The organism is Aquimarina sp. (assembly GCF_977115655.1).
Genome location: NZ_CDSBKO010000048.1, coordinates 1 through 13508, shown reverse-complemented (window position 1 = coordinate 13508; position 13508 = coordinate 1). Strand labels below are relative to the sequence as shown.

General features: G+C 32.6%; 17 protein-coding genes. 12 read left to right on the top strand and 5 right to left on the bottom strand.

Annotated elements, in window-relative coordinates:
* Positions 1–25 precede the first annotated feature (25 nt).
* Entirely contained in the window at positions 26–934 is a 909-nt protein-coding gene (locus ACZIYX_RS17655) for an ROK family protein (protein ID WP_462683578.1), read from the top strand.
* 151 nt (positions 935–1085) lie between these two features.
* On the opposite strand, the gene ACZIYX_RS17650 is transcribed toward ACZIYX_RS17655, so the two are convergent.
* The 4 genes from ACZIYX_RS17650 to ACZIYX_RS17635 form a co-directional block, all read right to left on the bottom strand.
* On the bottom strand, positions 1086–1481 hold the full coding sequence (locus ACZIYX_RS17650) for a rhodanese-like domain-containing protein (protein ID WP_462683577.1): 396 nt from the start codon (positions 1479–1481) through the stop codon (positions 1086–1088).
* An 8-nt stretch (positions 1482–1489) separates the two neighbouring features.
* Entirely contained in the window at positions 1490–1804 is a 315-nt protein-coding gene (locus ACZIYX_RS17645) for a rhodanese-like domain-containing protein (RefSeq protein WP_462683576.1), read from the bottom strand.
* A 208-nt stretch (positions 1805–2012) separates the two neighbouring features.
* The gene (locus tag ACZIYX_RS17640) at positions 2013–2639 is read right to left on the bottom strand and encodes a thioredoxin family protein (protein ID WP_462683575.1); all 627 of its coding nucleotides are present in this window, start codon (positions 2637–2639) and stop codon (positions 2013–2015) included.
* 41 nt (positions 2640–2680) lie between these two features.
* On the bottom strand, positions 2681–3202 hold the full coding sequence (locus ACZIYX_RS17635) for a TlpA family protein disulfide reductase (RefSeq protein ID WP_462683574.1): 522 nt from the start codon (positions 3200–3202) through the stop codon (positions 2681–2683).
* Positions 3203–3417: 215 nt separating this feature from the next.
* On the opposite strand from ACZIYX_RS17635, the gene ACZIYX_RS17630 reads away from it, so the two are divergent.
* The 11 genes from ACZIYX_RS17630 (at position 3418) to trpA (ending at position 13060) form a co-directional block, all read left to right on the top strand.
* Positions 3418–3906 (top strand): MarR family winged helix-turn-helix transcriptional regulator, encoded by a 489-nt coding sequence (locus ACZIYX_RS17630; protein WP_462683573.1) that lies wholly within the window; start codon positions 3418–3420, stop codon positions 3904–3906.
* 32 nt (positions 3907–3938) lie between these two features.
* Complete coding sequence (locus ACZIYX_RS17625) at positions 3939–4505, top strand: YceI family protein (RefSeq protein ID WP_462683572.1); 567 nt, start codon at positions 3939–3941, stop codon at positions 4503–4505.
* Between the two features lie 227 nt (positions 4506–4732).
* Positions 4733–6130 (top strand): anthranilate synthase component I family protein, encoded by a 1398-nt coding sequence (locus ACZIYX_RS17620; RefSeq protein WP_462683571.1) that lies wholly within the window; start codon positions 4733–4735, stop codon positions 6128–6130.
* A gap of 7 nt (positions 6131–6137) precedes the next feature.
* On the top strand, positions 6138–6710 hold the full coding sequence (locus ACZIYX_RS17615) for an anthranilate synthase component II (protein ID WP_462683570.1): 573 nt from the start codon (positions 6138–6140) through the stop codon (positions 6708–6710).
* 47 nt (positions 6711–6757) lie between these two features.
* Positions 6758–7753 (top strand): anthranilate phosphoribosyltransferase, encoded by a 996-nt coding sequence (gene trpD / locus ACZIYX_RS17610; RefSeq protein ID WP_462683569.1) that lies wholly within the window; start codon positions 6758–6760, stop codon positions 7751–7753.
* 23 nt (positions 7754–7776) lie between these two features.
* Positions 7777–8298 (top strand): hypothetical protein, encoded by a 522-nt coding sequence (locus tag ACZIYX_RS17605; protein WP_462683568.1) that lies wholly within the window; start codon positions 7777–7779, stop codon positions 8296–8298.
* Between the two features lie 96 nt (positions 8299–8394).
* Positions 8395–9177 carry an indole-3-glycerol phosphate synthase TrpC gene (gene trpC / locus ACZIYX_RS17600; protein WP_462683567.1) on the top strand — a complete coding sequence of 261 codons (783 nt, stop codon included), beginning with the start codon at positions 8395–8397 and terminating at the stop codon, positions 9175–9177.
* 4 nt (positions 9178–9181) lie between these two features.
* Positions 9182–10315 carry an SDR family oxidoreductase gene (locus ACZIYX_RS17595; RefSeq protein WP_462683566.1) on the top strand — a complete coding sequence of 378 codons (1134 nt, stop codon included), beginning with the start codon at positions 9182–9184 and terminating at the stop codon, positions 10313–10315.
* Positions 10316–10355: 40 nt separating this feature from the next.
* A complete protein-coding gene (locus ACZIYX_RS17590; RefSeq protein ID WP_462683565.1) occupies positions 10356–11021 on the top strand; it encodes a phosphoribosylanthranilate isomerase in 666 nt (221 codons plus the stop codon).
* A 57-nt stretch (positions 11022–11078) separates the two neighbouring features.
* Positions 11079–12260, top strand: coding sequence for a tryptophan synthase subunit beta (trpB, locus tag ACZIYX_RS17585; RefSeq protein WP_462683564.1), 1182 nt, complete (start codon positions 11079–11081; stop codon positions 12258–12260).
* Between the two features lie 32 nt (positions 12261–12292).
* Positions 12293–13060: a tryptophan synthase subunit alpha gene (gene trpA / locus ACZIYX_RS17580; protein ID WP_462683563.1), complete on the top strand. Its 768-nt coding sequence runs from the start codon at positions 12293–12295 to the stop codon at positions 13058–13060.
* 116 nt (positions 13061–13176) lie between these two features.
* On the opposite strand, the gene ACZIYX_RS17575 is transcribed toward trpA, so the two are convergent.
* A complete protein-coding gene (locus ACZIYX_RS17575; protein WP_462683562.1) occupies positions 13177–13347 on the bottom strand; it encodes a hypothetical protein in 171 nt (56 codons plus the stop codon).
* Positions 13348–13508 lie beyond the last annotated feature (161 nt).

Here is a 13508-nt window from a genome sequence, read left to right as displayed (position 1 = left end):
TGAATAAAATATACATAAAACAACTATGATATTAGGGGTAGATATTGGTGGTAATTATATTACTGTAGCTGGAGTAGACAGCAAAACAAACAAGTTATCAGAAACTAACCTGGTTTCTATTTCTGTAGACAACAAGGCAAAAGCCGACGAAATATTAGAGCGATGGCTATTTGCTATACAAAAAGCTATAGATACACTAGAGGAACCCATACAAGGAATTGGTATTGCCGTTCCCGGTCCCTTTGATTATTACAACGGTATTTTTGCATTTAAAATGCAACAAAAATATACTTCGCTCTTTTGTTTAAACATAAAAGAAATACTAAAAAAGAAATTACAATTACCAGACAATCTTCCTGTTCGTTTTTATAATGATGCAGCTTGTTTTGGTATTGGCGAAGTATGGAAAGGAAAACTTAAATCTGTTAGAAGAGGGTTAGGAATAACTTTGGGAGCTGGATTTGGGGCTACTTTTCTTTTTCATGGGCTTCCTTTGCGTTCTGGAGAAGGAATACCTAAAGATGGAGAATTATACCATATTTCTTATAAAGACGGAATTGCAGATGATTTCTTTTCTACTCGATGGTTTACAAAACGTTACAAAGAGCTCACCAACATAACAATTAAAACCATAGATGAGCTAACAGAAGCTTCTTTAAAAAACGACACTGTCGTGCAACAGATTTTTAGTGAGTTTTCTGAAAATTTAGGAGATTTCTTAAGCCCATGGCTGCAATCTTATAATGCAGAAGCTATGGTTATAGGAGGAAGTATTGCTAAAGCATGGCCGTTTTTTGCTGTAAATCTCGAAAAAAAACTTAAATCATTAGGTTGTACCATTAAAATACATAAAAGTGAGCTTAAAGAAAATGCAATCCTTTTGGGTAGTGCCAGATTAGTAAATGATACTTTTTATAAAGGATTGCCTTTTTAAAAAAAGCTGAATTTCTCCTTGTTGTTAAGTTAGAAATTCAGCTTTCTCGATAAAATAGTTTAAACTTTTTTAATTCTGACAAAAAAGAGCATTTTACAGCAAATTGAAAAAAAGTTTAAACTGCTTCGATTTATAACAGTTAACATTATTGTTATTGAACAATATCTTTACCTTTATATTTCCATTCTGTAATCCCTCCGTCAAGGTCATAAATTTTGGTAAAACCTGCTTTTTTCATAAATGCAGAACATTTGCTGCTTCTTCCTCCTTTTGCACAATATACAGCTACAGGTTTGGTTTTGTCTACTTTAAGTATAAGTTCTTCAAAATTTTCATTCCTGAAATCAATATTCAAAGCTCCTTCAATATAACCTTCTCTATATTCTTGGGGAGTTCGTACATCTACAAGTTGTACCTTTCCCATTTGCAAAAGAGAATCCATCTCTTCTACTGTAATCAACTCTACTACAGATGTGTTTTCTATTTTATTACAGCCAAATGCGGATAAAAAAACAAAGATTACTATTATTATTTTTTTTAAGATCATGTTATAAATTATTCGGCGATTTCTCCATCCCAATTCATAAAACCTCCTATCAGGTTATAAGTGTTAGAAAATCCCATTTGATTCATTAATGTACAAGCCTGAGCACTTCTTGCCCCTGAACGACAATACACATAATAATTTTTAGAAGTATCTAATTTTGCTATTTCATCAAGAAACCCCTGTCCCATACGAATATCAATGTTTATCATATTTGGAATATAACCATCCTCTACCTCCTCTTCTGTTCTTACATCCAAAATAACTGCATTACTATCCTTGGCTATTTGTTCTTGCCATTCTTCTTTTGTAATATCTTCTGTCATTATAACTTTATTATGCTTAAAAATTAGACTCTTACTATTTATAATCCTTACAAATATAAAAAGTACTTTATAAATCGTATAAAAACTAAACAATTTGTTTATAAAAATAAGAAAAAGAATTAATACTCCAGAGCAAACCTACAAGTTATGTTTTCAGGAATATATTCATTTTTTTGGGTAAACCTTAATCAAACACGTTTATAAAAAATTATGCTTTAACACTACATCCTATAGCTTTTGTGATTTGTACAGGAACTTTCTCGCCTTTTAACAATGCATGTACCGCATCCTCAACATATTTTTGAGTTGCTGTATTAGCGTCCTTATAATTATTGTCTATAGCTCCAATATATTTAACTACATTACCTTTATCTGTCTTCTCTACAACATAGACATGAGGTGTTTTAGTGGCTCCGTATTGAGGATATATTACTTGCCCGTCATCCAATAAATAAGGAAACGTAAAACCTTTTTCTCTGGCTCTTATTTTCATATTATCAAAACTATCTTCGGGATAAGATTTTGGGTTATTAGGGTTTATAGCAATTACCGGATACCCCAATGGCTTAAATTTTGCATCTAATGCTATAATCCTGTCTTCATAAGCAACAGAATAAGGGCAATGGTTGCAAGTAAAAATTATAATAAAACCTTTGGCATTTTTATAATCTGCCAAAGAAACGTAGTTTTCGTCTATATTTTTTAATTTAAAATCTGTAGCTACATCCCCAATCGTATACCCTTTAACAATTTTATTACCAGATACTTTATCTAAAGCAAAAGCACTTACTGCAATCACAAAAGCTATTCCGACCAAAATCTTTAAAGTTTTCATCTATATTAAATTTATTTAGAGAATTTATATTTGAAAATATATTATAATATCTTTTTTAGTTCTTTTTCCAACTCATTATATGTAAAAGATCTTTCATAAAAATTAACAGTTCCATCCTTGTATATTATGGTTGCCGGGATAGATCCTGACCAATTTTTATGCACTTTGGGTATCCAACTATTAGCATCCGGATCATCTAGCAAAACCACTTTACTTTGTATTTTTTGCTTTTTAATAAACGGAATAAGCTTTGACTCTACCTGACTAGGAAGATCCAGACTCACCAGGATAACCTCTACTTTATCTTCCGGGTATTTGCTGTTTATCAATTCAAAATACGGTAGCTCTGCAACACAAGGTTTGCACCATGTAGCCCAAAAATTAACTACCCTTGTTTTTCCGTCGGCAATTGTTAAAAGAGGTTTAAAACTTTCAAAATCATAAACAGGTATTTCCACACCTTTACTTTCAAAAACATTGGTAGCATCCAAAGCCACAGTTTTCTCTCCTTTGCAATTTGCAAAAGCTATTATCAAAAAACTATATACAATCCATCTTGACATACCACTAATTTATCAAAACCATTACTCAGGCAAAAGAAAATTAACAAGGTTTCTGTATTTTATCTAAATTTTTTCAAAAAATTTTTCATTAATACTCACTTATATAGCAACCCTATTCTGAATGGCAATAATACTATTTAACCTAACTTCTAAATCTAACTTTAACAAAGAATTAATATCAATTTCCGTTTTTTAAGGCAAAAACCATCATACATTTGTATATACAAATTTTGTACATACAATTGAATATAGAAGAAATCATAAAAACAGAAACAGAACTTCCTCTTTCAAAAAAAGTGATAGTAAATCTATTGTATACAGAGAATTGGGTAATGGATAAAATTAACATAGAATTGAAAAGCCATGACATATCTCTTCAACAATTTAATGTACTTCGGATTTTAAAAGGGCAAAAGGACAAGCCTGCCAATCTTTCTACTATACAAGAAAGGATGGTGACCAAGATGAGTAATACTACCCGATTAGTAGATAAACTTATAACCAAAGGATATGTAAAAAGAGTGACTTGCAAATCCAATCGAAGAAAAGTCGAAATTACTATCAGCCAGAAAGGAAAATTGTTTCTGGATAAAGTAAGCCCTGTAATGGCAAAATTCGAAAATGAAATAACTTCAAATCTAACAGAAAAAGATTTAATACAATTAAATGAATTACTTAATAAATTGAGAAACTTAAATAAATAATTAACACTTAACAATAACTTATATTTAAAATTATGAAAACCAGACTTAAATCATTAATCCTAGCCATTGCAGTAATCTCTACAACATTGGCTTTTGCACAAAAAAAAGAAATTAAAGCTTCAGAAAGCACCATAAACTGGACAGGAAAAAAAGTTACCGGATCCCATACCGGTACATTAAATTTATCTGAAGGGTTTCTTGTGTTTGAAGGAGATAAAATTACCGGTGGAGAGTTTGTTGTAGATATGACCACTCTTGCTGTAACGGATCTGGAAGCAGGAAAAGGGAAAGAAAAATTAGAAGGGCACTTAAATTCTGAAGATTTTTTTGGGACAGAAAACCATAAAACCGCAAAACTTGTGATTGCAAAAACATTAAAAACCAAAGACAGCTACAAAATCTCTGGAAACCTTACCATCAAAGGAAAAACAAATCCTATAACATTTGATCTTAGTATAAAAGGAGATACCGCTACTACAACTGTTAGTGTAGACAGAACTAAATACGATATAAAATACGGATCAGGAAGTTTCTTTGACAATTTAGGAGACAAAGCAATTAACGATGAGTTTGAATTAACCGTTAATTTAAAAATGTAATTTTTATTTTCTCTACTTATAAATAATTTATATATTTGGAGCAACAATCATAAAAATGAAAACAATCTTAACAAATAATTGGTGGTGGTTATCTCAAAACGAAAAGGTCGTGAGATAAATCCTGTAATTATGTTAAGTAAACATATCAAAGGCTTGTCAAATTCACGACAAGCCTTTTTTTATTACTTAAAACCAAAGATTTTAATTATAAATCATTAAAGAATAAAATGAACTATAAATTAACCACACATTTCAAACAAATTCTGGCAGACACTTTTACTCCGGTAAGTGTTTATCTAAAAATCAGAGATCGATTTCCTAATAGTTTATTATTAGAAAACAACGATTATAGAGGTAGTGAAAATAGTTTTTCTTATATCTGCTGCAATCCTATCGCCTCTTTTAAAATAGAAAACGAAATTATTTATCAAAACTTTCCGGATAAAACGGTTACAGAAACACCTATAACCAAAGACACTAATATTCCTGCTGTAGTAGAACAGTTTGGAAACCGGTTTGAAACCTCAAAAAGTGATTTTAAGTTTATTAATAACGGGTTATTTGGATATATTTCCTATGATTCAGTTCGCTATTTTGAGGATATATCTATCACCAAAAAACAAGGAAGTCTTGATATTCCCGATATGCAATATACGGTATACCAAAACATTATTGCTATTAGTAATTTTACAAACGAAGCGTATATTTTTGCGCACTGCTATCAATCAGAAAGTAATATTGCAGAAATCGAATCTTTGCTGAAAGTCAAAAATTTTGCTTCCTATAATTTTACTACAATTGGCAATACAACCTCTAATCTTAATGATGAGCAATACAAAGAACATGTTGGTCTGGCTAAAAAACATTGCCACAGAGGAGATGTTTTTCAATTAGTACTATCCAAACGTTTTTCGCAAAAATTTAAAGGAGACGAGTTTAATGTATATCGCGCCTTACGCAGTATTAACCCTTCTCCCTACCTTTTTTACTTTGACTATGGAAATTTCAAAATATTTGGTAGCTCTCCCGAGGCACAATTAGTGGTAAAAGGAGATATTGCCGAAATTCACCCTATCGCAGGAACTTTTAAACGTACAGGAAACGATGAACAAGATGCCGAGCTTGCTAAAAAACTATCGGTAGATGAAAAAGAAAATGCAGAACATGTTATGCTGGTAGATCTGGCAAGAAATGATCTTAGCCGAAACGGAAACAATGTTACTGTTGAAAACTACAGGGAAGTACAATTTTACTCTCATGTAATCCATTTGGTAAGTAAAGTAACTGGTAAAAAACACAAAAATACTTCTACCATGCAAATAGTTGCAGACACTTTTCCTGCCGGTACTTTAAGTGGTGCTCCAAAACACATGGCGATGCAACTTATCGAAAAATATGAAAATGTAAACCGTGATTTTTATGGTGGAGCAATAGGTTTTATGGATTTTTCAGGAAACTTTAATCACGCAATCATGATTCGAACCTTTTTAAGCAAAAACCACCAATTACACTGGCAGGCAGGAGCAGGACTGGTAAACGAATCCAAAGAAGAAAACGAATTACAAGAAGTATATAACAAACTGGGGGCATTAACAAAAGCGCTAAAACTAGCTGAAGAAATATAAAAACAAAATGAGCAAAAAAATATTAGTAATAGATAACTACGATTCGTTTGTTTATAATCTCGTTCATTATTTAGAAGATTTAGGCTGCGAAGTTACCGTAAAACGTAATGATCAATTACAATTAGAAGATATAGAATCATATCAAAAAATCCTATTATCTCCCGGTCCGGGAATACCCGACGAAGCAGGATTATTAAAAGATATTATTCGTAAATATGCAAGTACCAAAAGTATTTTTGGTGTTTGTCTGGGACAACAAGCAATAGGCGAAGTATTTGGCGGCACACTTACCAATCTAAACGATGTATATCATGGTGTTGCAACCAGTGTAACACTATCGGTAACAGATGAGTTCTTGTTTAATGGGCTCAACACTTCGTTTAATGTTGGCAGATATCACTCCTGGGTAGTAGCAAACCAAAACCTGCCAGATTGTTTACAGGTTACCTCTTATGATGAAAACGGTCAAATAATGTCTCTTCGCCATAAAGAATTAGATGTACGTGGGGTTCAATTTCATCCAGAATCTGTCTTAACTCCCGACGGAAAAAAGATGTTAGAAAATTGGGTTAATAACTAATACAATCTTAAGGTTTAAAAACCCTATAAGATGTAAAACATAATAGTATGAAAAACTTACTCAACCGATTAATCAATCACGAAACCATCTCTAAAGAAGAAGCCAATAGTGTTTTGGTCAATATTTCAAAAGGTGAATATAACCAAAGTCAAATAGCATCCTTTCTTACTGTATTTATGATGCGCAGCATTACTGTAGAAGAGTTGGAAGGCTTTAGGGATGCGTTGTTAGAACTTTGTATAGCAATAGATTTAAACGACTATAACCCTGTAGATCTATGTGGTACCGGTGGGGATGGTAAAGATACTTTTAATATCTCCACACTTTCTTCTTTTGTATCTGCAGGCGCAGGAATCAAAGTCACCAAACATGGTAACTATGGTGTTTCTTCTACCTGTGGCAGTTCTAATGTTATGGAGCATCTTGGCATCAAATTTAGTAACGATAAAGATTTTTTAAAACGTAGTATAGACGAGGCAGGAATATGTGTATTACATGCACCACTATTTCATCCCGCTATGAAAAATGTTGCTCCGATTCGAAGAGAATTAGGCGTAAAAACATTTTTTAATATGCTCGGGCCTATGGTAAATCCGGCATTTCCAAAAAACCAGATAGTAGGGGTTTTTAATCTCGAACTTGCCAGAATGTACGGTTATCTTTATCAAAACACCAATAAAAACTTTACTATCCTACACGCTTTGGATGGGTATGACGAAATTTCGCTTACAGGAAGCACCAAAACAATATCCAATACTACCGAAGGAATGCTAACTCCTTTAGATTTTGGAGTACCAACACTGCGCCAGGAAGAAATTGCAGGAGGAGATACTATCGAAGAATCTGCAACTATTTTTATGAATATTTTAAGCGGTAAAGGAACCGAAGCTCAAAACAATGTAGTTTGTGCAAACGCAGGTATGGCCATTGCAACTGTAGAAGGCTTATCCCCAAAACAAGGTTTTGAAAAAGCAAAAGAATCCTTACTATCCAAAAAAGGGCTTACTGCATTAAAAAAAATACAAGAACTTAGCAGGAATTAATTCATCATAAAAACCATTCACACATGAAAGTAGAAACATATAAAATCAAAGATTGGAAAGAAAAAGAAACAGGACTACTTATAGATGAAAATGAAGATTGGATTTTAGTGAAATATATTCCTGTAGACTATGTTATCGACGGATATAAAATTTACAAAAAAAGTGTTGTCGAAAAAAGAAAATCCAAAACGAAAGAAGAAAAAATAGCAAGGGTTCTACAACTTAAAAAAATCGAAACAAAAACTCCGGAGTCTTTATCCCTGGATAGTGTTCTTGAAATATTAAAATGGTCTGAAAAAAAATATGGTTTGTTTGAATTTCAGGATAATGAAGGAGATTTATTCTACGGAAAATTAAATAAAGTAAAAGTAGATATGTTTTATATCGATTTGATAAACTCTAACGGAAATATAGAAAAAGAATACGACTATAATTTTTTAATCTATGAAGTTGCTGCTATTGCTTTTGAATCTGATTATTTTGAATCTATTCGATTACTAATGAACGACGAAATAAAAAAAGCAAACCCATTATATAAAGTATAACGAAGAGTACCAGATAGCAAAAATGACTATTATAAAAATTGAGCACGTTATTTCTGATAAAAAAAACACATCTAATAACTAATGACTACAGATTAAATGAATATCCTAGATAGAATAGTAGCAGATAAACATAAAGAAGTAGAACTTAAAAAAAGTTTGATTCCGATTAAACAATTAGAGCAAGCCGCCTTATTTGATCGCAATACCACTTCATTAGCCCATGCTTTAAGAAACAGTACTACTGGTATTATTGCAGAACACAAACGCAGATCTCCATCCAGAGCGGTGATTAATCAAAAATTGAGTGTACAAGATGTAGCTTTGGGGTATGAAACTGCCGGGGCATGTGGTATGTCTGTATTAACAGATGGCAAATACTTTGGAGGATCTTTGGACGATCTTTTATTATCCAGAGCTGCAGCAACAATACCTTTGCTTCGCAAAGAGTTTATTATCGACCAATATCAATTGTTAGAAGCAAAAGCCTATGGTGCTGATGTAATTTTATTAATTGCTGCTGTTTTATCCCGAGAAGAAATAAAATCTTTGTCTGAATTTGCAAAGACTCTCTCTCTGGATGTTTTATTAGAAGTACACAATCAGGAAGAGTTAGAAAAATCTATCATGCCTTCTATAGATATGTTAGGAGTAAATAATCGAAACCTAAAAACCTTTGACGTTAGTACCGATATAAGCAAACAACTTAGTTCACATATTCCCGATGATTTTGTAAAAGTTTCAGAAAGCGGTATTAGTAGTATCGAAGCTATCAAAGACTTAAAACAATATGGTTATAAAGGTTTTCTTATTGGCGAAAATTTTATGAAAACAGAAAATCCGGGTGCCAGTGCTACAGAATTTATTAAAGAGCTAAAGTAATAAAATGAATACTGCACTAATAACAGGAGTAACAGGTAACATAGGTTCACATGTATTGTATGAGTTATTATTTGATTTATATATAAAAAATGAAGAAGCAACTATTTATGTGCTAATCCGAAAACAACCTAAAAAGTCGGCTAAACAACGTTTATTAGACGAAGTTTTTACAGAACAACTAATACCGCAAAAAATAGCTCCTTTTTACAAAGCGTATATAGAAAAATACGTGCATATTATCGAAGGAGAAATACAGGATTTTGAAATTCCAAAAGAGGCAGGAAATAAAATAACCGTTTACCATCTGGCAGCTTCTGTAAACCTAAGTAATACCGAAAAAGCTAAAAACGAGATTACCAACATAAACTACCATAATACACAAGCTTTTTTTGAAATAATCAAGACCAGAATAAAAAAATTAGTTTTTGTAAGCACTGCCTTTTCCAGAGGCGAAATAGAAGGTGAAATCACAGATGATTACCATTCTGTAACCGATTTTACGTTCAGAAACTTTTACGAAGCCTATAAAATGAAAGTTGAAAAACTAGTCCTGCAAATCGCAAAAGAAAATGATTTTAGCTGTACTATTGTTAGACCAAGTGTAGTGTCTGGAAGACTTCTGGATTTTCCCAAATTTGTGAGCAGTCGATATATCGTTTTCTATTCTATCGGAGAGTTTTTTAAAAAAATGAAAAAACTATACCCCGATTTAGGAAAAATAAGAATGGCACTAAATATGGATGGCGGACTAAATATCGTACCTGTAGATTATGTTGCAAAAGGTATCCTTCGCGCAGCAGAAACTAAAGAAGAGCAAGTAAACATCACACTAACCAAAAATGTTCCTACACATTATATAATCACTAGTATTTTAAGAAAATGTGATGTCGAAATAGAGTTAGTAGATGAAGAACCCAAAGACAAAACTACTATCGAAAAACTGTTCTATAAAACCATTGGTAGTCAACTAGTAAAATATTCGACTTCTAAAAAACATAATTTTGAGTCTAAACTAATACGAAAACTATTAGCAGATATCGAAGAACCAAATATGTTAAACAGTTTTAGCGAAGTATATAATTTTGCACACGATATTAATTTTGATAATACTAATATCCTGATAGAACCAAATATTTGACACATTGAAAAACCGGAAAGTGAAAATAAAAATCTGTGGAATGAAATTTCCTGAAAATATTGAGGAAGTAGCTCTGTTACAACCAGATTATTTAGGGTTTATTTTCTATGAAAAATCCCCAAGAAACTTTGAAGGAAAAATTTCAAAAATGCCAAATACTATTAAAAAAACCGGCGTATTTGTAGATGCTTCTATAGATTTTATTATAGAAAAAGTAAAACAACACGATTTTAAAGCAGTGCAATTACATGGTGCAGAACCTGCTACATATTGTAAAAAAATAAAGGACACTTTAATTTCTATCGATAGACCGCATAAATCTTCAAAACCTGTGAGGTCTCCTGGAGATGATAAAATCGAAATCTGGAAAGTATTTTCTATTAAAGACACATTTGATTTTGATGTACTAAAACCTTACGAAGACATTGTAGATTGTTTTTTATTCGATACCAAAGGAAAAGAAAAAGGAGGTAATGGATACACCTTTGATTGGAGTGTTTTAAAAAATTACTCCTCCTCTACTCCGTTTATCTTAAGTGGCGGTATTGGTGTAGAAGAAATAGATTCTGTTTTATCTTTTTTAAACCTACCTGAATCTAAATATTTATATGCTATAGATATAAACAGCAGGTTTGAAATCCAACCAGGATTAAAAAACATAGAAGAACTAAAAAAATTTAAAAAATTATTGTCAACAGGCTGCTAATTGCTTTCAATAGTAAAGCAATAGTATCCATTTACTAAAAACCAGAAACTAAAACACATGAATTACCAAGTTAACGAAAAAGGATATTATGGGGTTTTTGGAGGAGCATACATCCCGGAAATGCTATATCCTAATGTAGAGGAATTAAGAACAACATATTTGGATATTATGAATGAGCCTTCTTTTAAAGAAGAGTTTAATCAGTTATTAAAAGATTATGTAGGTCGCCCTTCTCCCCTGTTTTATGCCGAGCGTCTTTCTAAAAAATATAACACCAAAGTATATCTAAAACGTGAAGATCTAAACCATACAGGAGCCCACAAAGTAAATAACACTATCGGGCAAATTCTGGTAGCTAAAAAATTAGGTAAAAACAGAATCATTGCAGAAACTGGAGCTGGACAGCATGGGGTAGCAACCGCAACAGTATGTGCCTTAATGGGAATACAGTGTATCGTGTATATGGGAGAAATCGATATTAAACGACAAGCTCCTAATGTGGCTCGTATGAAAATGCTTGGTGCCGAAGTTAGGCCTGCAAAATCTGGTAGTAAAACTTTAAAAGATGCTACTAACGAGGCGATACGGGATTGGATCAATAATCCTGTCGATACTCATTATATTATTGGATCTGCAATAGGACCACACCCATACCCGGATATGGTAACCAGATTTCAATCTATAATTTCTGAAGAAATTAAATGGCAGCTTAAAGAAAAAGAAGGAAGAGAAAATCCGGATTATGTAGTTGCTTGTATAGGAGGCGGCAGCAATGCAGCAGGCACTTATTATCATTTCTTAGAAGAACCAAGTGTTGGTATTATAGCCGTAGAAGCTGCAGGAAAAGGTGTGCATAGCGGGGAGAGTGCCGCTACATCCCAATTAGGAAAAGAAGGTATTATTCATGGTTGTAAAACTTTATTAATGCAAACCCCCGACGGGCAAATAACAGAGCCATACTCTATTTCTGCCGGATTAGATTACCCTGGTGTAGGGCCATTACACTCGCATTTATATAAAACAGGTCGCGGGGAGTTTTATTCGGTTACCGATGATGATGCAATGGCAGCAGGATTAGAATTATCACAATTAGAAGGTATTATACCTGCGATAGAATCCTCGCATGCACTGGCAATTTTTAAGGAGAAAAAATTTAAACCCGATGATGTTATAGTAATAAGTCTTTCTGGTCGGGGAGATAAAGATCTGGACACCTATATCGAATATTTTAAATTGTAAAAATTACCGTCTTCACGGAAATACATATACTCATGAAAAATAGAATAAAAGAAAAATTAAAAGAAGACAAAAAACTACTATCTATATATTTTACTGCCGGGTATCCATCCTTAAATGATACGGTAACAATAATTAAGGATCTTGAAAAAAACGGGGTAGATATGATCGAAATCGGATTACCCTTTAGCGATCCTTTGGCAGATGGCCCAACGATACAAGAAAGTTCTACCATTGCCCTTAAAAACGGTATGACTACAAGTATACTTTTTGAGCAACTTAAAGACATTCGAAAATCTGTACAAATCCCTCTAATTATCATGGGATATTTTAACCCAATGATGCAGTATGGTATAGAAGCTTTTTGTGCTAAATGTCAGGAAATTGGTATCGATGGGTTGATTATCCCTGATCTGCCGGTAGCAGAGTATCATGAGCATTATCAAGATACTTTTGAAAAATATGGTTTGATTAATGTTTTTCTAATTACCCCACAAACCTCTGAAGAGAGAATTCGATTTATCGATAGCGTATCCAACGGGTTTATTTATATGGTTAGTTCTGCCAGTACTACCGGAGCTAAAAATACTTTTGGAGATATACAGGAACAATATTTTGAGCGTATTCAATCCTTAGATTTAGAAAATCCTCAAATTGTTGGTTTTGGAATTAGTAATTCTGAAACGTATACTCAAGCCACAAAAACCGCAAAAGGAGCTATTATAGGATCTGCGTTTATTAAGCATTTAACCAATGAAGGAACCGATACAATTAGTGCCTTTATTAAAAAAATAAGAGATTAACATATATCTGCTAAAGTAGCTTGTCTAAGTTTTAACCAATGGATTATAAATTGGTCTTTGGTAAGCTACTTTGGATCGGATTTTATTATTGGTAATGATAGTACCTGTAGTTTAAGTTAATGCTGTTTATCGGGTTTTGTTATCCGTTCATTAAAAGATTGAATAAATCTCTCCAGTTCTATTTCTGTTTTGGCATCTGCAATTTCTCCTTCCTTGCTCACTTTTCCTTTCACTCCTTGAATTAATAATGTAGTATCCTTCGTAAAATTAGCCTGTATCGTTTTCATTATTAGTTTTAACTCCAAATGTGCTTTTTCTCTACTTGCAGAAATAGTAATACCATTTCTTAATTAAAAATACTGTTATATGCGGTTATTAAGTATTGGTGAGAAGTTATACCATTTCTTAATTAAAAATACTGTTATATGCGGTTATTAAGTATTGGTGA